We start from the raw sequence: 19,471 nt of genomic DNA, 5'->3' as shown, positions 1-19,471 counted from the left end.
CTGACCCGTACGAGGCTGTTCAACCACGAACCCGAGCCTACCGACGCGCGTATATTCGAGTGAAGGAGGTTGTTTCGTGTCGTTCCTGGTCCTCGTGGTCCTGCTCGCCGCCGCGGTGTACATCGGCTGGCGCGTCTTCAAGGCGCGCGCCGACCGTCCCAAGCCTCGCACCATCGGACCCGACGACGATCCCGAATTCCTGTGGCGGCTCAACCACCCGGACAACAAGCCGCGGACCTGACGGTCACCAGTTCATCGCGTCGCGGTTGGGCTTCGGGAACCCGTCGGCCACCACAGCCGCCAATTCCACCAGTGCCTCGCGGGTGTCCCGCCGCAAGCGCGTGAGATCGATCTCCGCGCCCTCTTCCAGATGCGGATCGAACGGCACCAAACGCACCGCGCGGCAGCGCCGCGAGAAGTGGTCCACCACCTTCTGGATGTCGACCTTGGCCGAACGCGGCCGCACGGCGTTGATCACCGCGATCGAATTGCGCACCAACTCCTGGTGGCCGTGGGCATCCAGCCAGTCCAAGGTGGCTGACGCACTGCGCGCCCCGTCCACCGAACCCGAGCTGACCACCACCAGGGTGTCCGCCTTGGCCAGCACCGCGGCCATGGCCGAGTGCATCAGACCGGTGCCGCAGTCGGTGAGGACCAGGCTGTAGAACCGCTCCAGCACCGCCAGGGTGCGGGCATAGTCATCGGCGCTGAAGGCCTCCGACACCGCGGGGTCGGTCTCGGACGCCAGCACCTCCAGGCGGCTGGGCCCTTGGGAGGTGTAACCGCGGATGTCGCTGTAACTCTGGATCCGCCCGGCGTCGCGCAGCAGGTGGCGCACGGTGGCCTGGGTCTCCAGCGGCACCTTCTGGCTCAGGGTGCCGCGGTCGGGATTGGCGTCGACAGCCACCACGCGGTCACCACGCAGGGAGGCCAGCGTCGAGCCCAGGGTCGCGGTGATGGTGGTCTTGCCCACCCCGCCTTTGAGGGAGACCACCGCGATGCGGTAGCAGCCCGCCAGCGGCTGATTGGCCTGCGCGACGAGATTCCTGTGGTGGATGTCCTTGGCACTCTCGCCGACGTTGATCAGCTTGCCCGACGCCACATACAGCAACCGGCGCCAGCCGCTGGACGGCGGCGGTTTCACCTCGCGCAGCAGCGAACTCGTGGACAGGTCCGGATACGGCGTCTGCGCGATCTCCGGGCGGTACGGCACCGGAAGTGCCGGCTCGGGTGCGGCGTCTGCGGGGATGACGCGGAACTGCTCGGTCTGTGGCTCGGCCGGCGGTGGTGGCGGCGGGTTCCACTCCGGGGGCGGCGGATTCCAGCGCGGGGCGTTCGGCAGCCCGGTGGGTTCACTGAACCGGCGCTCGGAGCGAAAGCCTGTCAACGGCCGCGGCGGGCTGTCGCTGATGGCCGGCGTGCCGTAGCCCGGGGTGTGGAACTCGGTGTAGTCCGAGGAGGGTTCGGGGCGCTCCTGCGCCTGCTCGCCGCCGCTCTGTTCGGCGAACCATGTTGTCGGCGCCTCGTTCTCGCGGCGGGAACTCTCGCGACCGTGGCGGCCTTCCGTGGGTTCGTCAGTCACGTTCGGAACTCCTCACAAACTCAGCTCACCCCGGCGTACGAGTGCAGACCCACGGTCACCAGGTTGATGAAGAACAGATTGAACACCATCGCCACGAAGCCGACGACGTTGATGTAAGCAGCTTTACGGTCGCGCCAGCCTGCGGTCGAGCGGGCGTGCAGGTAGGCCGCGTACACCACCCACGCGATGAAGGACACCGTCTCCTTCGGGTCCCAGCCCCAGTACCGTCCCCACGCCTCCTCGGCCCAGATGGCACCGAAGATGACACCGAAGCCGAAGACAGGGAACGCGAAGATGGTGGTGCGGTAGGCGATCCGGTCCAGGGTCTGTCCGTCGGGCAGCCGCTGGATCACCCGAGCGAGGGCGCCGTCACCATTACCGAACCGCGACATCTTGAGCAGGAACAGGATGCTGGCCACCCCGGCGACCAGGAACACCCCGGACCCCAGGCTGACCACCGAGACGTGGATCGGCAGCCAATAGCTCTGCAGCGCAGGCATCACCGGGGCTGCGTGGGTGTACAACCACTGCCCGGAGACGGTCAGCAGGATCAAGGTGGGCAGCAGCACGAACACCCACAGCGAGCGGTACTGGGGTTTACGCAGCACCCACGCCGCAGCCACCAACCCGCAGAAGCAGGTCAGGTTGATGAACTCGTACATGTTGCCCCAGGGCACGCGGCTGGTGGACAGTCCGCGCAGCACGATGCAGGCCAGCAGCGCGGCGATGCCCACGTAGACCAGAGCGATGCCGGCGCGGCCGATGCGTTCGTCGGCGGGACGCTTGGGAGCCTCGGCGATCAGGCCAGGCCGGTCGCCGTCGGCACGTACGCCGGCGCCCACCAGTTCACGGTCGGCCACCTTGCGGCTGCGGCTGTAGGACAGCTCGACGGCCAACAGCAGCATCGCCGCCAGCAGCACCAGGGTCGACGTCGTGAACGCCCAGTCCGAGTACTGGGCCAGACCGAGATCGACGTGATCGGAGTTCATCGGACCTTCTCTCTGGGCGGAGCCGCTGCGGTGTCACCGGTGTCCAGCAGCCGCTCCGTCAACTTCTCGAACTCGTCGCCCCAGCCGGAATTGTCGGAACGTGCCAGGCCGCCGAGCTCGACGTTCACGGTACCGTTCGCGCTGGCCGGGGCGATCCTGACCCAGATGCGCCGCCGGCGGATGATCAGCGACACCAGCAGCCCGCCCATCATGGCCAGCGAGAACACCAGCACCCAGATCTGCCCGGGGTCGTGGGAGACCTGGAGGTTGACGAACGGGGTGGCGCCGTCGAAGCGGACCACCGTGCCGTCGGCCAGCCGCACATCCTCCCCGGCACGCAGGTTCACCCGCTCCTCGCGGGTGAGCCGGCCCTGGTCGATCAGCCGCGGGTCGAGATCCCAGATGGACTGCGGGCGCCCGCTGTCCAGCCCGGCGTCGCCGCGGTAGATATCGACGGCCACGGCCGGATCGTTGAGCTCCGGCCAGCTCGACGACAGCAGCGTCCCGTCGAACTGCGCGGTCGGCGCGAACAGGCCCTGGATGGCGATCTGGTGATTACGCCGCTCGTCGGCGTCGGGATACATGCCCGCGGGCGGGTCGATGCGCACCACGCCGGACGACAGGAAGGTGGTCTGGTCCTCGGGCCGCCACTGGATGGTCTGGCTGCGGGTCTGCCCGTCCGGGAACGTCACCGTGAACGACGGGGCGAAACCGCGGCCCTGCAGGTACACCCGGTCGCCGCCGACCCGCAGCGGGTGGTTCACCTCGAGGCGGTAGGGCTGCCAGGTGTTGCTGGTCAGGTCCTGGCCGTACTGGTAGTCGATGTCGGCGGCGAAGCCGATGGCCTGGCCGCTCTCGAGGTACTGGGCCTGGAAGTCGTTGACCTTGATGCACATCGGGTTCAGCGACGTGCCGTCGACGGTGTTGCCGGCCCGGAAGGAGTCGAAGGCCGCCGGTGACGCCGAGCAGAAGCCGGGCCCGCCCGCGACGACGATGACGTTGCCTTCGTAGCCGAACAGCTTGCCCGCTGCGACGGCGACCAGGATGCCCAGCAGGGAGAAGTGGAACACCAGGTTGCCGAATTCGCGCAGATAGCCCTTCTCGGCGGAGATCTCGGTGGTGTCGCCGTCGGTGCGGACGGTCTTGCGCCACCCGCGCAGCGCCGCGGTCATCCGCTCGGCCACCGAGTCCGGGGTGCCCTCGGCCTGCGCCGTGTGGTGTTTGGGCAGCCGCGCCAGGTTGCGCGGCGCGGGGACGGGAACCGCACGCAGGCTCTTGGCGTGCTCGATCATCCGCGGGGTGAGGCAGCCGACCAGCGAGATGAACAGCAGCACGTAGATGGCGGTGAACCAGAAGCTGGAGAAGACGTCGAAGAACTGGAAGCGGTCCAGCCACGGTCCGATGGTGGTGTGCTGCCCCAGGTATTCGTCGACCTTGCCGGCGTTGAGGCTGCGTTGCGGCAGCAGGGCGCCGGGCACCGCGGCCAGCGCCAGCAGGAACAGCAGCACCAGCGCCGTGCCCATCGACGTCAGTGCCCGCCAGGTGTTGCGTACCGGCGCGAACAGACGCGACATGGGACTCGGGGAGTGGGTGTCGCCCGAGTTGGTGTCTGCTCGCGAGGTGTCGGTGTTCAAATCGGGAGCCTGACGTCGCTGACGAAGGCGTCGCGGACATAGGACACGAAGTCGCTCCACAGCCCGGTCACCAACGCCACGCCGACGCAGATCATCAGCACGCCGCCGATGATCTGAATGGTGCGGGTGTTGCGGCGCAGCCAGCCCAGCCCGCCGACCGCCCAGGACGAGCCGAACGCCAGCAGGATGAACGGCACCCCGAGCCCCAGGCAGTAGGCGATCACCAGGGTGACCCCACGTGCCACGCTGGCGCCGTCGGTGGCCGACGCCACGGTGATGACCCCGGCCAGCGTCGGGCCCAGGCACGGCGTCCACCCCAGCCCGAACACCGCCCCCAGCAGCGGCGCACCCGCCACCGAGGACACCTGACGCGGGGTGAACTTCACCTGCCGCTGCATGGCCGGGATGAAGCCGATGAAGGCCAACCCCATGATGATGGTCAGCACTCCGCCGACCTGTTGCAGCACAACCTGATTGGTGATCAGCGACGTGGTCATGCCCAGCACCGCGACGGTGCCGAGGATGAAGACCACGGTGAAGCCGGCCACGAACAGCGCCGCCGACCCGGCCACCCGCATCTTGGAGACGGTCTTGACCGAACCGCGGTCATCGACGCCCACCACCGCGGCCAGGTACGACAGGTAGCCCGGCACCAGCGGCACCACACACGGCGAGGCGAACGACACCAGCCCTGCCAGCAGACACGCCCCCAGAGCCAGCAACAGCGGCCCGGTGGCGGCGAGTTCGGTGAAGCCGGTCATGGTGCGTCGGTGCTCTCGGGGCTCTCGGCGGCCAGCCGCTCGACGACGGGCTGCAGGTCTTCGGCGAGCAGTTCGCGCAGGAACACCGCGGCCACCCGGTGCTGGCGATCCAGCACGATGGTGGACGGGATGACGGTGGTGGGATACCGGCCGCCGAAGGCGATCATGGTGCGCATCGCCGGGTCGTAGATGGACGGGAAGGTGATGTTGCGGTCGGTGACGAAATCCACCGGGGCGTCGCGGTTGTTGTCGCGGACGTCGATGCCGAGAAATGCGACGCCACTGCTTCTGGTGGCGTCGTAGACCTGTTGCAGCTGCGGCATTTCGGTGCGACACGGCGCGCACCACTGGCCCCAGACGTTGATCACCACCACGTCGCCGGCGAAGTCGTCCAGCGACAGGGTTCTGTTCGGGTCCAACAGGTCCGGTCCCGTGACAGGTCCGGGTGTCCCGCGGTCGGCGGGTGGGTCGTAGAAGATGTCGGTCTGCCCGCCGGGGGCGACGAACTCGAACGTGCCGCCCTGAGCCACCGCGTCGTCACCGGTCGAGCAGCCGGCGAGCGCCACCACCAGCGCACACCACAGGACTGCCAACCGCCGCATCACAGGTGCCCAGCCGGCTCCGCGTAACCCCAGCCCACCAGCCGGTCCCCGTCGAACTCGAACGACGTCAGCGACGCCAGGTTGCACATCCGGGCACCTTTGGTCGGCAGGTGCGCCAGCCGCTTGCCGATCATGGCGCGGCGCAGCGTCTCCACCGGCAGCTGGTGCGAAACACACACCGCCTCATGGCCTTCGGCGGCCTTACGGGCGCGGTGCAGCGCCGCGATCATGCGCGGAGCGACCTCTGTGTAGGGCTCGCCCCACGACGGCCGCAGGGGGTTGCGCAGCTTGGGCCAGTTCCGCGGGTCGCGCAATGCGCCGTCGCCGGGCGCCACCCGCTGGCCCTCGAAGATGTTCCAGGACTCGATGAGATCGGCATCGGTGTCGATGGGCAGCCCGTGGCGCGACGCCGTGGCGGCGGCGGTCTCTTGGGCCCGTTCCAGCGGCGAGGCCACGATGTGGGTGATGTCGCGGTCGGCCAGCCAGTCGGCGACTGCTGCGGCCTGCTCGCGGCCGCGGTCGGACAGGTGATAGTCCGGCAGCCTGCCGTAGAGCACCTTGCTCGGGTTGTGCACCTCGCCGTGGCGCATCACGTGGACGCGGGTGATCACTGGGTGGCCTCCTTGGCCGCCTTCGCGGCGCGGGGCAGGGCTGCGGCAATGTGCTCGAAGGCGGCGTCGTCCAGAGCAGCAGAGACGAACCAGGTTTCGTAGGCACTGCACGGCGGGTAGACGCCGGCGTCCAGCAGCGCGTGGAAGAACGGCGGGAAGCGCCACGTCTCGGTTTTCTTCGCCTCGGCGAAATCGGTCACCGGGGTGTCGGTGAAGAAGACGCTGAGCATGTTGCCGGCCCGCTGGATGACGTGGGCCACCGATTCTGCGGTCAGCGCGTCGCCCAACAGGGTGTGCAGCCGGTCGGCGTTGGCGTCCAGCCTGGCGTACACCGCGTCATCGGCGTGGCGCAGCGTGGTCAGCCCGGCGGCCATCGCGACCGGGTTCCCCGACAGCGTGCCCGCCTGATACACCGGCCCCAGCGGCGCCAGCCGCTCCATCACCTCGGCGCGGCCGCCGAACGCTGCGGCGGGCAGTCCACCGCTCATCACCTTGCCGAAGGTGAACAGGTCGGCGTCCACCGGGTCCACCCCGTACCAGCCGCCGCGGCTGACCCGGAAACCCGTCATGACCTCATCGGAGATCAGCAGCGCACCGTGCTCGGCGGTGATGCGGCGCAGTGCGGCGTTGTACCCGGGCTGCGGCGGCACGGTGCCCATGTTGCCGGGGCTGGCCTCGGTGATGACGGCCGCGATCTGGTCGCCGGCCGCGGCAAAGGCGTCCTCGACCGCGGCGACATCGTTGTAGGGCAGCACGATGGTGTCGGCGGCTGCGGCGCCGGTGACCCCGGGGCTCGACGGCAGGCCCAACGTGGCCACCCCCGACCCGGCATCGGCCAGCAGGGCGTCGCTGTGGCCGTGGTAGCAGCCGGAGAACTTGATGATCTTGGGACGGCCGGTGAAGCCGCGGGCCAACCGGATGGCGCTCATGGTGGCCTCGGTGCCGGAGTTGACCAGGCGGACCTTGTCCACCGGCTTGACCCGGGAGATGATCTCGTGGGCCAGCTCCGATTCACATGCGGTGGGGGCGCCGAAGCTCAGTCCGTGCTGGGCGGCCTCGGTGACGGCCTCCACCACTGCGGGGTGCGCGTGGCCCAGGATCATCGGACCCCAGGAGCACACCAGGTCGACGTAGCGGTTGTCGTCGGCGTCGGTGAGCCAGTAACCCTGCCCTTTCACCAGGAAGCGGGGCGTGCCGCCCACGGAGTTGAACGCCCGGACCGGTGAGTTGACGCCGCCGGGAATGACCTCCGACGCGTCGGCGAAGAGCTTGGCGGACCGCTCGGTACTGCTCATGTCGACCAGTGTCCCAGTTCCACCCAAATCGTCCACTACAGGGTGTAGTGGACACCGCGCAGAGTTGGCGGAAAACGTGACGCAGGCCACATCTGACCGACGAGACTGATGCCATGCGCGCAGTGCTGGCGGTGCTGATCCTGCTGCTCGCCGCCTGCGCGGTGCCACCGCGGCCCGCGGTGTCGTGGCGACCCTGCGGCGACGGCCTGGAGTGCGCGACGGTGACGGTACCGCTGGACTGGTCGGCCCCCGCCGGCGCGACGATCGATCTGGCGGTGGCCCGCTTCCCCGCCGCCGGGGACCGCCTCGGCGTGCTGTTCGTCAATCCGGGCGGACCGGGACGCTCTGGTGTCGAGGCCCTGCGCACTCGGGGCCGCGAGCTGGCCGCCCTGGGCGGGGATCGCTTCGACGTCGTGAGCTGGGATCCGCGCGGGAGCACCATCACCTGCACCGATGCCGAGTCCCCACCCCTGCTCGACGACGTTGCGCAGCGGTGCGGCGTGTTCCACGGCGAGCTGCTGGCCCACGTCAGCAGTACGGCGTCGGCCCGCGATCTGGACCACCTGCGCGCGCTGATGGGTGACTCGCAGCTGACGTTCTACGGGGAGTCCTACGGCGGCTTCCTGGGGCAGGTGTATGCCAACGTGTTCCCCGCCCGGGTGCGCGCCATGGTGCTCGACGGACCGCCCGATCCCGTCGCCGTTGCGGCCGGGGCCGAGGAGCGGCTGGCGGCGTCGATGACCGACGCTCGCGCGGTGTTCGGTGAATTCGTCCGGCTGTGCCGGGCAGCCGGATGCCCGCTGACCGAGCAGACCCTGGTCGACGTGCTCATGGCCACCCCGATCGGGGCTCTCACCTACCGCGACACACTGGTGGCCACCTATAGCGCCCTACAGACTCCGCGGCGCTGGCCGGACCTGGCCCGCGGGCTGGCGGCGGCCGCCGAGGGGGACGGCCGGCTGTTGCTGAGGCAGGCGCGACGGTGGTGGCCGCAGAGGACGGCCGAGGTGGCGCCGGCCGCGGCGATCAGTTGTCTGGACAGCCCCGCCCAGGTGTCGGCGTCGACGGCCACCGCGCGGCTGGAGCAGTTCCGCGCCCTGGATCCGGTGTCCGGTCCCCTGTTGACCTGGTGGCAGTGGGCACCGTGCGCGTCCTGGCCGGTGCGCGGCGCCCACGTCTACGCGGGGCCGTGGAGCGCGGTGACGCCCAACCCGGTGCTGGTCGTGGGGACCACGCTGGATCCGGTGACCCCGTTCCGCGACGCCGCCGCGGTGGCCCGGCTGCTGGGCAACGCGACGCTGCTGACCCACGTGGGCTACGGCCACCCGGCGGTGTCCGATCCCAGCGTCTGCGTCACCGCGACGGTGCGCAGCTATCTGGTGGATCTGCAGGTGCCGGCGACGGTGTGCCACGCGGACCAGGTGCCGTTCCGCGGCTGAGGCGTCACGGCCGGGCCGAGAAACCCTCCCCGATCAGCCGGGTGATCACCTCGTCGGACATCGGGATGTTGCCGCGCGTCACCTCCACCGGCACCGGCAGCAGTTCCCCGTGCACGTCGCGGTGCAGCTGCTCCATCTCGGTGTCCAGCCGCGCCGCGGTCTCCGCGGCCTCGCTCAGCGTCCTGGAGATGTCGGCGGGCACCACCCCGTCGTACTTGTAGTAGATCTTGTGCTCGAGGCTGGCCCAGAAGTCCATCGCCACGGTGCGCAACTGCACTTCCACCGGGACCGTCACCCCACCGGTGGACAGGAACACCGGCACCTCGAGGATGAGGTGCAGGCTGCGGTACCCGTTCGGTTTGGGTTCGCGCACATAGTCTTTGACCTGCAGAACGGTGATGTCGTCCTGCCGGGTCAGCGCTTCGGACACCCGGTAGACATCGGAGGTGAACGAACAAGTGACCCGGACTCCGGCGATGTCGGTGATCGTCTCGCGGATCGATTCGAAGTTCGGCGCGCAGTTCTTGCGCGCGATCTTGTCCAGCACGCTCTCCGGCGACTTGAGCCGACTACTGACGTGCTCGATCGGGTTGTACTGCTGCAAGTGCTGGAACTCCTGCTGCAGGATCCCGACCTTGGTGGCGACCTCCTCCATGCCGAACTTGTAGGAGAACATGAACCGGGAGAACTCCTCGCGCAGCTTCCGGAACTCGTCCAGGTACCGCGTCTGTGCGGCGTCCAGCACGTCAGTCATGGCATCCAGCATGCCCGGCGGGGGTTCTTGCCCTGGTCAGCCGTGCCAGGTGAGCAGCCCGCCGGAGCCCTGGGTCATCACGGTGCCGGGCATCACCCGCAGCCGTGTCGGGCTCAGCTTCCATCCGGCGAAGGCCTGCGACGTCGGCCCGCCGGCCCACGGCTCGATGATGGCCGGGTCGTAGCCGACCGGGGCCGGGCCGTTCTTGAACCGCTCCCACAGCGCGACGCGCTCGTCGTCGTCGAACACCCACTCCACCGTCGCCTCGCAACTGCACGTGTCCTGCGTCGGGTCCCAGTAATTGAGCGACACGTCTGGGTGTGCGGCGATGTGGGCCCGCTTGATCGGGGTGGGGCCGGTGGCGATCCAGCCGGTCAACGTCGTGCCGTCCCATTCCCAGAGGGGATGCAGCACGCGGGAGCGGGGCCTGCCGTCGGCGTCGACGGTGGCCACCGACGCCCAGACGATCCGGTGGGCCATGTCGACAAACGCGGGTGCGACGTCGGCAAGTGCGCTCATAACCGACCTTTATACGGCCACGGTGCGCAGTGCCGCAGGAAGACTCGGCAGGAAGTGCGCGGCGGCGAAGGTACGCAGGTCCTCGGCGGACTCCAGCGGCCGGTTGCCCGGCAGCAGCAGCGCCATCATGGCGTAGCGCAGGATGGCGTCGGCCAGTTCGTCGACCACCGCCGCCCCCACCCGCTGCGCGAACCCGGCGGGGAAGATGCGCTCCAGCGCATCGGCGATGCGCAGCACTGCGGCGCCGTAGTGTTCGCGCGCCAATTCCAGCGCCAGCCCGGGATCGTCGATGATCAGCTGGTTGAGTACCCGGTGGCTGCGGAACCGCAGGATCGCCGAGACGAAGGCCTCGACGTAGTAGTTGGATTGTGGCGCTTGATGTTCGAGCTCGTCGGCGATGTCGGCGCACAGCGCGATGTTCTCGCGGTCGATCACCGCGGCCACCAGTTCGTCGCGATTGGCGAACCGCCGGTAGATGGTGGTGCGACTGACCTTGGCCCGCTTGGCGACATCGTCGAGGGCCACCCGCCGGAAGCCGTGGCGCTCGAATTCGGCGACGGCGGCGTCGAGGATCTTGGCGGTGGCGGGATCGTCGGTCATGACCCCTCCCTGGCGAACCCGGCGTTGGCAATGCCGTTGTAGCGCACCGACATCGGCAGCCGATCCCAGATCCAGTTGACCGGGCGGCTGCGCCAGAACGCGGCGAAACGCTGGTAGCGCCGCTCCTGCGCGGGGCTCCACGGCAGGTTCAGCGTGGCGCGCGCTTGCGGTGGTAGGCCTCCGGTGGTCAAGAAGGCCGCGACCGGGTTGAACACCTTCGACAGCACCCGCCAGGCCAGGGGCGACATCCCTTTGGGCCGCGGGAAGCCCTTGGTGACGTAGCCGACGCTGTAGGTGGCCGACGGGTGGTCGAGCACCACGTCGTCGAGCATGTGCTGCCAATACTTCTCGTACTCCGCATAGGTCGCCGGCATCGGGCGGTCGCTGACGCCGTAGCGGCGGTACCAGGTCTTGGACTCCAGGTACATCTGCTCTTTCTGGGCGTCGGTCAGCCGGGTGACAAACGTGTCGGCGAAGTAGAACACCTGGTCCAGAAACGTCGCGTGCGCCCAGAAGTACGTATCGGGATCCAGTGCGTGGTAACGCCGGCCGGTTCCGGGCAGCTCCCCTTTGATGTTGTGGTGGAAATCGCGCACCTGGGTGCCGGCGTTGTGATCGTCGGAGCCGTAGACGGTGCGGAAGATCGGCGGCAGTGAGCGTTTGATCCGCGCCGCGGTGTCGGCGAAGAACACCGAATGGTCCTGCACCCCCTGGCCGAGTTCGGCGAGCATCAGCTGCAGGACGCCGGGACGGGGCCCGATGAGGAACATCCGGTTGTCGCCGAAGAACCGCCAGATCAGTGAGTCCGCACCCAGGGGCAGCGCGTCGGGCTGTACCGCGGGGTCCACGAGTTCGGTCACCGCAACAGTGTTACAGATTCTGCACTTTGTTCCAACTCGGGGTTCAGCGGAAGCGGCGCAGGCGCAGGCTGTTGCCGACCACCAGCACCGACGACGCCGCCATGGCCGCACCCGCAATCATCGGGTTGAGCAGGCCCACCGCGGCCAACGGGATGGCCGCGGTGTTGTAGGCGAAGGCCCAGAACAGGTTCACCCGGATGGTGGCCAGCGTGCGCGTCGCCAACCGCAGGGCGGTCGGCACCGTCCGCAGATCGCCGCGCACCAGCGTGACGTCGCCGGCTTCGATGGCGGCGTCGGTGCCGGTGCCCATGGCCATGCCGATGTCCGCGGCCGCCAGCGCCACCGAGTCGTTCACGCCGTCGCCCACCATGGCGACCCGTTTCCCCTCGGCCTGCAACCGGCGGACAGCGTCGGCCTTCTCGGTGGGCAGGACGCCGGCAATCACCTGGTCGATGCCCACCTGGGCGGCCACGTCGCGGGCCACGGTTTCGTTGTCGCCGGTCAGCAGGACCGGGGTGACGCCCATGGTCTTCAACTCGGCGATGGCCGCCGCGCTGCTGGGCTTCACCACGTCGGCCAGCCGGATGGTGCCGCGCACCCGACCGTCCCAGGCCACGTCGACACCGGTGCCTGACGCGGGCGTCGGTGCCAGCAGGTCGACGCCGGTGATCGAGCCCTGCCGGGTGACGGTGACCTGCACACCGTCCACCGCACCGGAAACGCCGATGCCGGGCCGGTTCTCGAAGTCGTGGACCTCGGGCACGTCCAGGCCCCGCTCGCGTGCCGCCGCCACGATGGCCGCCGCCACCGGGTGCTCGGACGCGGCCTCCACCGCGGCGGCCCGGCGCAGCAGTCCGTCGGCGTCCTCGCCGGGCCGCGGCTCCACAGCGCCGACGGTCATCCGGCCGGTGGTCACCGTGCCGGTCTTGTCCAGCACCACGGTGTCGATGCCGGTGACGGTCTCGAGCACCTGGGGATCCTTGATCAGCACACCCAGCTGGGCACCGCGACCGGTACCCACCAGAATGGCTGTGGGCGTGGCTAATCCGAGTGCACACGGGCACGCGATGATGAGCACGGCGACGGCTGCGGTGAACGCGGCCGCCACGCCCGCGCCGGCCAGCAACCACCCGGCGACGGTGAGCGCGGCGATCAGCAGGACCGCGGGCACGAACACCGCCGACACCCGATCGGCGAGCCGCTGGATGGAGGCCTTGCCGTTCTGGGCGTCGGTGACCAACTGGCCCATCCGGGCCAACTGCGTGTCCGCGCCCACCTTGGTGGCCCTCACCCGGATGCGCCCGTAGGTGTTCACCGCGCCGCCGAGCACCGCGGAACCCGCGGTGACGTCCACCGGCACCGACTCCCCCGTCATCGCCGAGGTGTCCAGTGCCGAATTGCCCTCCACCACGTCGCCGTCGGTGGCCACCCGCTCCCCCGGCCGGACGACGAACACGTCACCGACGGCGAGCTGGGCGACCGGGATCTGCGTCTCGATGCCGTCGCGCACCACCACGGCGTCCTTGGCGCCCAGGGTGAGCAACGCACGCAACGCCGAACCCGCCGACCGCTTGGCGCGGGCCTCGGCGGTGCGTCCGGCCAACAGGAACACCGTGACCGCCGCGGCAACTTCGAAGTAGACATGGGCGTGGAAGTGGGGGCCGGGGTTGGTGATCACCGTGAACACCGACCAGAGGTAGGCCGCCAGGGTGCCCATGGACACCAGGGTGTCCATGGTCGAGGCGCCGTGGCGGGCGGCGTTGAACGCGGCCCGGTGGAACGGGTAACCGCCCCAGGCCACGATGGGTGTGGTCAGCGCCAGCACCAGCCACTGCCATCCGGTGAACTGCCACGCCATCACCATGGACAGCACCACCACGGGGACGGCCAGCACGGCCGAGCCGATCAGGCGGCCGCGCAGGCTCGGCTCCTGGGTGTCGTGCGAGGGCGCTTCGCCCGGCGTCGGAACGGGTGCGGCGTGGTAGCCGGCCGCCTCCACCGCGCCGATGAGCTGCTCGACGCTGACGCCGGGATCATGCTCGACGTGCGCACGCTCGACGGCGAAGTTGACGCTGGCTTGCACACCGGGCAGCCCATTGAGCCCGCGTTCGACGCGGGCCGCGCACGACGCACACGTCATGCCGCGCAGCTCGAGATCGGTCGCGACAGAACTCACCGATGGGTTGGTCATGCCACCCACAGTACCCCTAGGGGGTATGGGTTTGTGGCCTCCGCCAGCGAGCGATTGCCAGCACCAGCAGCACCCCGGCCACCGTCGCCAACAACAGAGCCAGGACCAGCGGCGGAGCGTGATAGAGCACCGAGGTGGTGGCCGGTTCGCCCTCGGCGATGGGTGCGACGTCGACCACCTGACGCACGTTGACCGCGCTGAGCACCACGCCGACCAGAGCCGTGACGGCGAGGACCAGCTCCAGCAGCGCCCGCCTGCGCTGCGTCATGACCGGCTCTCCACGAGTTCGGTCAGTGCGGCCCGCAGCTCGACGTGCCGGCGCGCCCAGGCCTGAGCGGTACGTCCGCCGGTGAGCTTGAGGCCGATTCCGGTGCGCCCCCGCGGAACCCCGGTGAGCTCACCGAGCGCGCGCGCGGATTGCCACTTGGCCACCGTCGCCGAGTCGTCGTCCTGTCGGGGCGTGGGTGCGGGTTCGGGCAGCTCGGCAGGATCGACTCCGGCCTTTTTCAGCGCCCGGTTGGCCAGCGCGTTCGATCTTCCGGCGCTCTTGTTGAGCCTGCGGTCGTCGTAATAGCTGCGGGTCGCGTTCTTCGGGGCGGGGTACACGGCCACGATCTCGTCGAGGCTCATGGTCTGCGTGCCTTGGCGCAGCGAGGTCGGCGTCAACTCCACCGAGGTGTGGATCCGCGCCGCTTTGATCTGCACGGCGATGAACCCCGACACCAACACCAGGAACACCACCGGCACCACCCACTGCACCCCCGCGCCGCTGGTGATCTGGATTCCGATGATGGCCGCGGCCGCCGCGGGCCCGGCCAGCACCCAGTACCAGCTGGCGCCGTTCTCGAAGAACAGCACGGTCTGCGGCTGCTCCACGGGCTCAGCCACGCGCGGCTTCCTGCTCGATGAACCAGGCCACCACCGGCGGACGGGTCAACGCCAGCGCCCCCACGATGATCGGCACCACCGCCAGCAGCGCCACCACGAACACCGCCTTGGCCAGCACCGCCAGTCCGAGGACCAGCACCGTGATGGTCGCGGCGAAGGCAATGGTGGCACGACGGAAGCGGGGGTCGCCCTGGCGCATCTTGCCGCTGACGAATCCCAGCGCCGCACCGACGACGACGAACAGGATGCCCGCCCCGCGCTGGAAGACCAGCAAATTCGCCACCCGGGGGTCGGTGGCCGAAGCGCTGAAGCTGAGCGTGGTCGCCATCAGACCGTTGATCACCAGCAGAATCGCCCCCGCCACCAGCAGCCAGAACGCGGTGTCCACGGCTTTGGGGCGGGGAGTGGCCGAAGTCGGGGTCATGGTCGGGTCAGCTTACGCCGGGCAAGTGGTCGCCTGAGGGACGAGGGCGCGGCCGTCACCCCGGGGCACACATGTGTGCTCAGCTCGCCCGCCACGGCGTGTCTCGCGCAAAACCGCACACATGTCGGAGCCAGCCCGCCCCCGCCCGGCACACATGTGTGCTCAGCTCGCCCGCCACGGCGTGTCTTGCGCAAAACCGCACACATGTGGCGGGGGAAGGCGGGCAGAGGGGGTCAGCGGGTGAAGAACTCGTGGGACTCTTTGCGATGCAGCAGGTACACCCCGCCGGCGATCAGCACCACGCCGATGATGCCGGTGACTGCCGAGCTCACCGCGGCCCAGGGCGGCCGCCCCTCGGCGAACAGCCCGAACACGGTCGTCACGATGGAGGCCAGGCCACCGGCGGTCAGCACGGTGCGGGTCCAGCGGTAGCCGGAGCGCATGAGGATCAGGAAGGTGATGACCAGGACGTCCACCACCACCAGGATCCCCAGCGACAGCGCGATGCCCAGCGCCACGCTGTTCGGGGCCGACACCGCATCCACGGTGTAGCTGATACTCATCAGGGGCAGCGCGATCACCCAGAGCCAGAAGCCGGTGTCGACATCGGCGGGACGCTCTACCTTGGGCTTCGGGGCCGGCGGAGGTTGATGCCCGGGGGGCGGGTAGTAACCCTGCGGATGGCTCACGCCAACCAGCCTGCCACGTCGGCCGCCCAGTAGGTCAGCACGATGTCCGCCCCTGCGCGACGGATACCGGTCAGCGACTCCAGCACAGAGGCCCGCAGGTCGATCCACCCGTTGGCCGCAGCCGCGCTGATCATCGCGTACTCACCGGAGATCTGATAGGCCGCGACGGGCACCGGCGAGATGTCGGCGCAGGCGCGCACCACGTCCAGATACGACATCGCGGGCTTGACCATCACCATGTCAGCGCCCTCGGCGAGGTCGAGCTCGATCTCCCGCAGGGCTTCCCGCGCGTTGCCGCTGTCCTGCTGATAGGTGCGGCGATCGCCCTGCAGGCTGGAGCCCACCGCTTCGCGGAACGGGCCGTAGAAGGCCGAGGCGAACTTCGCCGCGTACGCCAAGATGGCGACGTCGCTGTGTCCCGCGGCGTCCAGACCGTCGCGGATGGCGGCCACCTGACCGTCCATCATGCCGCTGGGCGCCACCACGTGCGCACCCGATTGAGCCTGTGCCACAGCCAATTTGATGTACTGCTCATTGGTGGCGTCGTTGTCCACCCGACCCCGGGTGTCGAGTACGCCGCAGTGGCCGTGATCGGTGAACTCGTCGAGGCAGGTGTCGGCCATGAGGACGGTGTCCTCGCCGAGATCGGCGGCGAGATCACGCAGAGCGACGTTGAGGATGCCGTCCGGGTGAACGCCGACCGACCCGAGTGCGTCCTTGTCCTCGTCGCGCGGTACGCCGAAGAGCATCAGCCCGCCGACCCCGGCGGCCACCGCGTCGGCGGCGGCACGGCGCAGCGAGTCCCTGGTGTGCTGCACGACCCCGGGCATCGAGGAAATGGGCCGGGGTTCGGCCACCCCGTCGGCGACGAACATCGGCAACACCAGATGCCGTGGCTCCAGTGAGGTTTCGGCCACCAACCGGCGCATCGCCAGGGTGGAGCGCAACCTGCGTGGACGCTGACGCATGCCTAGCGGCGCCTGCTCTTCTTACGCGGCGGCGGCAGGGCACCCTCGGCGCGCAGCCGGGCGGCGTGCTCGGCGAGGGCCTCGACCAGCGGGCCGATGGCAGCGGTCTCCGGCTGCACATCGACGCGCAGCCCGAACTCGGCCGCGGTCTCGGCGGTCTTGGGGCCGATGCACGCAACGATGGTGCGCGCGTGCGGCTTTCCGGCGATGCCCACCAGGTTGCGCACTGTGGAGCTGGAGGTGAAGCACACGGCGTCGAAGCCACCGGTCTTGATCATCTCGCGCGTCTGCGCCGGGGGCGGGGCCGCCCGCACGGTGCGGTAGGCGGTCACGTCCTCGATCTCCCAACCGCGGTCCCGCAGGCCTTCGGCCAGGGTCTCGGTGGCGATGTCGGCGCGCGGCAGCAGCACCCGGTTCACCGGATCGAAAACATCGTCGTACGGCGGGAATTCGTCCAGCAGGCCCAGCGAGGACTGCTCGCCGGAGGGCACCAGCTCGGGGCTGATGCCGAAGGCCCGCACGCGGTCGGCGGTGGCCTCACCCACGCAGGCGATCTTCACTCCGGAGAAGGCACGCGCGTCGAGTCCGAACTCGCCGAACTTCTCCCACACCGCGCGCACGGCGTTGGTGGATGTGAACACCACCCACTGGTAGCGGCCGTCGACCAGACCCTTGACCGCGCGTTCCATCTGCGCGGGGCTGCGCGGCGGCTCGACGGCGATGGTGGGCACCTCGATGGGCAGCGCGCCGTGGCTGACCAGACGGTCACTCATCTCACCGGCCTGGTCTTTGGTGCGCGGCACCAGCACGGTCCAGCCGTACAGCGCGCGGCTCTCCCACCAGTTCAGCTTGGCGCGGTGGTTGACGGTCTTGCCGATGGTGACCACCAGCGGGCCGGTGAGCGGTCCGGCGGGTTCCGACGCGCCGATGGCGGCCCGGTCGGTGAGCTCGTGCAGGGTGGCCTCGACGCTGCGCTGGGCGCAGGTGGTGCCCTGGGCGGTCACCACACACGGCGTGCTCTCGACGAGCCCGTGCTCGATCAGGGTGCGCGCCGAATCGGCCAGGTGCTGAGGGGTGGCGTGCAGGATCAGCGGCCCGGGAGCGGCGGCCAGCGCCGCCCAGTCGACGTCACCGCGGACGTCGGCGACGGTGTGGGCCGAGCCCAGCGGCAAGCCGGCGTAGGTGGGCACCGCGGTGGCCGCGGGCAGTCCCGGCACGATCTCGAACACCAGATTGGTCTTGGCGATGGCGTTGACCTCGGCGAGCACCGAATCCAGCGACAGCGGGTCACCGGCCACCAGCCGCACCACATCGACGCCCAGGCGGGCCTCGTGGGCCAGGGTCTTGGCCACCTCGGCGGGATCGCCGAGGGCCGGGCGGATGTCGGGTCCGAGGGTGACCACCGGCGGGGCGATCTCGTCGGCGATGACGCCGTCGCTGCTGGCCTGGGCCGAACTGTCCTTGGGGGTGTCCTTCTCCGGTGCCGGCGCGGGCCCGGAGGCCGGCGGCAGCTCGGAGCCGGCGAGCGTGAGCACCGGTTCGGGAACGTCGGGGTCGGTGAACACCAGCGCGGCGTTCACCAGCACCGCGCGCGCCCGTGTCGTCAGCAGGCCCGGGTCTCCCGGTCCGGAACCGACGAACAGGATGCGTCCCGGCTTCGGCTTCCGGCCCCGACCAACGGTCTGTGAGGTCGTCGTTTGGGAGGTCATGCCCGCTCCGCTCCACTTCTCATCGCGTGTCCGCAATGATCTCGCGCGCACCCAGTTCGAACAGTTCCCTGGCGACCGAGAGCCCCAGCTCGTCGGCCCGTCCGGGAGTCCCGATACCGGATGCGCGAATCACGTCGGATCCGTCCACTGCCGCCACACACCCGCGCAGCGACAGTTCGTCGAAGACGTGACCGTCCTCATCGATCGACTCGACCACCTCGGCGATCGCGCCCACCGGTGCGGAGCATCCCGCCTCCAGCTCGGCGAGCAAGGTTCGCTCTGCGGTGACAGCGACCCGGGTGTCGGTGTGATCCAGTTCGGACAACACCTTCGCCAGGTCGATATCACCGGCGCGGCATTCGACGGCCAGTGCCCCCTGAGCCGGTGCCGGCAACATCTGTACCGGCTCCAGCGTCTCGGTGACAGCGTCGAGGCGTCCGATGCGGGCCAACCCCGCCCGAGCAACCACGATGGCGTCGAGATCACCGCTGCTTACCCTGTTCAACCTGGTGTCTAGGTTGCCTCGTAGGGGGCGGATTTCCAAACCGAGACCCAGTGCTCTAAGCTGCGCCGCCCGTCGCGGGCTCGACGTTCCGATCACCGAGCCCGTCGGCAACTCCCCCAGCACCAGCCCGTCGCGCGCCACCAGGGCGTCGCGGGCATCCTCGCGCGGCGGTATGGCGGCGATGACGAACCGGGGGTCCTGGGCGGTCGGCAAATCCTTGTAGGAGTGCACCGCCATGTCCACCTCGCCGGCGGCGATGGCCTCGCGCAGCGCGGCGGTGAAGACGCCGACGCCGATCTCGGCGATGGGCGCCGAGGAGCGGTCCCCGGCGGTGGAGATGATCACCAGCTCGGCGGCGTGGCCGGCGGCGATGAGGGCGTCTCTGATGACACCAGCCTGCGTCGTCGCCAGCAGACTGCCACGGGTACCGATGCGGATCACGGCGGATTCA

At 69.6% G+C, this 19,471-nt stretch carries 20 protein-coding genes and 2 pseudogenes; 2 read left to right on the top strand and 20 right to left on the bottom strand.

Going from position 1 to position 19,471, the window contains the following annotated elements; translation table 11 throughout:
• Nucleotides 1–76: 76 nt before the first annotated feature.
• Nucleotides 77–241 carry a hypothetical protein gene (locus tag G6N58_RS30480; protein WP_170314348.1) on the top strand — a complete coding sequence of 55 codons (165 nt, stop codon included), beginning with the start codon at nucleotides 77–79 and terminating at the stop codon, nucleotides 239–241.
• A gap of 3 nt (nucleotides 242–244) precedes the next feature.
• Here the strand turns inward: G6N58_RS30480 and G6N58_RS14920 are convergent, their stop codons facing one another.
• From G6N58_RS14920 to hemL, 7 genes are read right to left on the bottom strand one after another with little or no spacing between them, the layout of a single operon-like run.
• Complete coding sequence (locus G6N58_RS14920) at nucleotides 245–1,582, bottom strand: MinD/ParA family ATP-binding protein (RefSeq protein WP_435406140.1); 1,338 nt, start codon at nucleotides 1,580–1,582, stop codon at nucleotides 245–247.
• Nucleotides 1,583–1,602: 20 nt separating this feature from the next.
• Nucleotides 1,603–2,571 carry a c-type cytochrome biogenesis protein CcsB gene (ccsB, locus tag G6N58_RS14915; protein ID WP_115278187.1) on the bottom strand — a complete coding sequence of 323 codons (969 nt, stop codon included), beginning with the start codon at nucleotides 2,569–2,571 and terminating at the stop codon, nucleotides 1,603–1,605.
• Nucleotides 2,568–4,145 carry a cytochrome c biogenesis protein ResB gene (gene resB, locus G6N58_RS14910; RefSeq protein WP_083231034.1) on the bottom strand — a complete coding sequence of 526 codons (1,578 nt, stop codon included), beginning with the start codon at nucleotides 4,143–4,145 and terminating at the stop codon, nucleotides 2,568–2,570. Before resB ends, ccsB begins: the two co-directional genes overlap by 4 nt.
• A gap of 56 nt (nucleotides 4,146–4,201) precedes the next feature.
• The gene (locus tag G6N58_RS14905; RefSeq protein WP_068915420.1) at nucleotides 4,202–4,966 is read right to left on the bottom strand and encodes a cytochrome c biogenesis CcdA family protein; all 765 of its coding nucleotides are present in this window, start codon (nucleotides 4,964–4,966) and stop codon (nucleotides 4,202–4,204) included.
• Nucleotides 4,963–5,568 (bottom strand): TlpA disulfide reductase family protein, encoded by a 606-nt coding sequence (locus G6N58_RS14900; protein WP_068919591.1) that lies wholly within the window; start codon nucleotides 5,566–5,568, stop codon nucleotides 4,963–4,965. Before G6N58_RS14900 ends, G6N58_RS14905 begins: the two co-directional genes overlap by 4 nt.
• Nucleotides 5,568–6,158 (bottom strand): histidine phosphatase family protein, encoded by a 591-nt coding sequence (locus tag G6N58_RS14895; RefSeq protein WP_163908639.1) that lies wholly within the window; start codon nucleotides 6,156–6,158, stop codon nucleotides 5,568–5,570. Before G6N58_RS14895 ends, G6N58_RS14900 begins: the two co-directional genes overlap by 1 nt.
• A gap of 17 nt (nucleotides 6,159–6,175) precedes the next feature.
• Nucleotides 6,176–7,474, bottom strand: coding sequence for a glutamate-1-semialdehyde 2,1-aminomutase (gene hemL, locus G6N58_RS14890; RefSeq protein ID WP_115278189.1), 1,299 nt, complete (start codon nucleotides 7,472–7,474; stop codon nucleotides 6,176–6,178).
• 113 nt (nucleotides 7,475–7,587) lie between these two features.
• Between hemL and G6N58_RS14885 the strand changes: the two genes are divergently transcribed.
• Nucleotides 7,588–8,913 carry an alpha/beta hydrolase gene (locus G6N58_RS14885; protein WP_115278190.1) on the top strand — a complete coding sequence of 442 codons (1,326 nt, stop codon included), beginning with the start codon at nucleotides 7,588–7,590 and terminating at the stop codon, nucleotides 8,911–8,913.
• 4 nt (nucleotides 8,914–8,917) lie between these two features.
• Here G6N58_RS14885 and G6N58_RS14880 read toward each other — a convergent pair whose 3' ends face one another.
• The 13 genes and pseudogenes from G6N58_RS14880 to hemC form a co-directional block, all read right to left on the bottom strand.
• Nucleotides 8,918–9,667, bottom strand: coding sequence for a GTP pyrophosphokinase (locus tag G6N58_RS14880; RefSeq protein ID WP_172544970.1), 750 nt, complete (start codon nucleotides 9,665–9,667; stop codon nucleotides 8,918–8,920).
• Nucleotides 9,668–9,703: 36 nt separating this feature from the next.
• Nucleotides 9,704–10,186: a pyridoxamine 5'-phosphate oxidase family protein gene (locus G6N58_RS14875; RefSeq protein ID WP_115278192.1), complete on the bottom strand. Its 483-nt coding sequence runs from the start codon at nucleotides 10,184–10,186 to the stop codon at nucleotides 9,704–9,706.
• 9 nt (nucleotides 10,187–10,195) lie between these two features.
• The gene (locus G6N58_RS14870; RefSeq protein ID WP_115278193.1) at nucleotides 10,196–10,786 is read right to left on the bottom strand and encodes a TetR/AcrR family transcriptional regulator; all 591 of its coding nucleotides are present in this window, start codon (nucleotides 10,784–10,786) and stop codon (nucleotides 10,196–10,198) included.
• Complete coding sequence (locus tag G6N58_RS14865; protein WP_115278194.1) at nucleotides 10,783–11,646, bottom strand: oxygenase MpaB family protein; 864 nt, start codon at nucleotides 11,644–11,646, stop codon at nucleotides 10,783–10,785. Before G6N58_RS14865 ends, G6N58_RS14870 begins: the two co-directional genes overlap by 4 nt.
• A 43-nt stretch (nucleotides 11,647–11,689) precedes the next feature.
• Nucleotides 11,690–13,567: pseudogene (locus G6N58_RS14860) on the bottom strand (copper-translocating P-type ATPase); the annotation flags it as partial.
• Nucleotides 13,568–13,627: 60 nt separating this feature from the next.
• A pseudogene (locus G6N58_RS31320) lies at nucleotides 13,628–13,837 on the bottom strand (heavy-metal-associated domain-containing protein); the annotation flags it as partial.
• A gap of 16 nt (nucleotides 13,838–13,853) precedes the next feature.
• Nucleotides 13,854–14,105: a hypothetical protein gene (locus G6N58_RS14855; protein WP_163908175.1), complete on the bottom strand. Its 252-nt coding sequence runs from the start codon at nucleotides 14,103–14,105 to the stop codon at nucleotides 13,854–13,856.
• Nucleotides 14,102–14,725 (bottom strand): transport-regulating membrane protein Mce1N, encoded by a 624-nt coding sequence (gene mce1N, locus G6N58_RS31315; protein ID WP_435406141.1) that lies wholly within the window; start codon nucleotides 14,723–14,725, stop codon nucleotides 14,102–14,104. Before mce1N ends, G6N58_RS14855 begins: the two co-directional genes overlap by 4 nt.
• On the bottom strand, nucleotides 14,718–15,149 hold the full coding sequence (locus G6N58_RS14845) for a hypothetical protein (protein WP_147289314.1): 432 nt from the start codon (nucleotides 15,147–15,149) through the stop codon (nucleotides 14,718–14,720). Before G6N58_RS14845 ends, mce1N begins: the two co-directional genes overlap by 8 nt.
• Before the next feature lie 233 nt (nucleotides 15,150–15,382).
• A complete protein-coding gene (locus G6N58_RS14840; RefSeq protein WP_179968217.1) occupies nucleotides 15,383–15,838 on the bottom strand; it encodes a hypothetical protein in 456 nt (151 codons plus the stop codon).
• Nucleotides 15,835–16,806, bottom strand: a complete 972-nt coding sequence (gene hemB, locus G6N58_RS14835; protein ID WP_115278197.1) for a porphobilinogen synthase — start codon at nucleotides 16,804–16,806, stop codon at nucleotides 15,835–15,837. Before hemB ends, G6N58_RS14840 begins: the two co-directional genes overlap by 4 nt.
• Nucleotides 16,807–16,808: 2 nt before the next feature.
• Nucleotides 16,809–18,515 carry a bifunctional uroporphyrinogen-III C-methyltransferase/uroporphyrinogen-III synthase gene (locus G6N58_RS14830; protein WP_068915409.1) on the bottom strand — a complete coding sequence of 569 codons (1,707 nt, stop codon included), beginning with the start codon at nucleotides 18,513–18,515 and terminating at the stop codon, nucleotides 16,809–16,811.
• Nucleotides 18,516–18,534: 19 nt separating this feature from the next.
• Nucleotides 18,535–19,461 (bottom strand): hydroxymethylbilane synthase, encoded by a 927-nt coding sequence (gene hemC / locus G6N58_RS14825; protein WP_115278198.1) that lies wholly within the window; start codon nucleotides 19,459–19,461, stop codon nucleotides 18,535–18,537.
• Between the last annotated feature and the right edge of the window lie 10 nt (nucleotides 19,462–19,471).

The organism is Mycolicibacterium tokaiense, from assembly GCF_010725885.1.
GTDB lineage: Bacteria > Actinomycetota > Actinomycetes > Mycobacteriales > Mycobacteriaceae > Mycobacterium > Mycobacterium tokaiense.
Note: the sequence above shows the minus strand (reverse complement) of the source record. Positions and strands in the feature narration are given on the sequence as shown.

Excerpts from the sequence above, each read along its gene's own strand:
- G6N58_RS14905 (WP_068915420.1), bottom strand. The coding sequence starts at position 4,966 with ATGACCGGCTTCACCGAACTCGCCGCCACCGGGCCGCTGTTGCTGGCT.
- G6N58_RS14880 (WP_172544970.1), bottom strand. The coding sequence starts at position 9,667 with ATGACTGACGTGCTGGACGCCGCACAGACGCGGTACCTGGACGAGTTC.
- hemL (WP_115278189.1), bottom strand. The coding sequence starts at position 7,474 with ATGAGCAGTACCGAGCGGTCCGCCAAGCTCTTCGCCGACGCGTCGGAG.
- G6N58_RS14870 (WP_115278193.1), bottom strand. The coding sequence starts at position 10,786 with ATGACCGACGATCCCGCCACCGCCAAGATCCTCGACGCCGCCGTCGCC.
- G6N58_RS14900 (WP_068919591.1), bottom strand. The coding sequence starts at position 5,568 with ATGCGGCGGTTGGCAGTCCTGTGGTGTGCGCTGGTGGTGGCGCTCGCC.
- G6N58_RS14855 (WP_163908175.1), bottom strand. The coding sequence starts at position 14,105 with ATGACGCAGCGCAGGCGGGCGCTGCTGGAGCTGGTCCTCGCCGTCACG.
- resB (WP_083231034.1), bottom strand. The coding sequence starts at position 4,145 with ATGTCGCGTCTGTTCGCGCCGGTACGCAACACCTGGCGGGCACTGACG.
- ccsB (WP_115278187.1), bottom strand. The coding sequence starts at position 2,571 with ATGAACTCCGATCACGTCGATCTCGGTCTGGCCCAGTACTCGGACTGG.
- hemB (WP_115278197.1), bottom strand. The coding sequence starts at position 16,806 with ATGCGTCAGCGTCCACGCAGGTTGCGCTCCACCCTGGCGATGCGCCGG.
- G6N58_RS14895 (WP_163908639.1), bottom strand. The coding sequence starts at position 6,158 with ATGCGCCACGGCGAGGTGCACAACCCGAGCAAGGTGCTCTACGGCAGG.
- G6N58_RS14875 (WP_115278192.1), bottom strand. The coding sequence starts at position 10,186 with ATGAGCGCACTTGCCGACGTCGCACCCGCGTTTGTCGACATGGCCCAC.
- G6N58_RS14885 (WP_115278190.1), top strand. The coding sequence starts at position 7,588 with ATGCGCGCAGTGCTGGCGGTGCTGATCCTGCTGCTCGCCGCCTGCGCG.
- G6N58_RS14830 (WP_068915409.1), bottom strand. The coding sequence starts at position 18,515 with ATGACCTCCCAAACGACGACCTCACAGACCGTTGGTCGGGGCCGGAAG.
- G6N58_RS14845 (WP_147289314.1), bottom strand. The coding sequence starts at position 15,149 with ATGACCCCGACTTCGGCCACTCCCCGCCCCAAAGCCGTGGACACCGCG.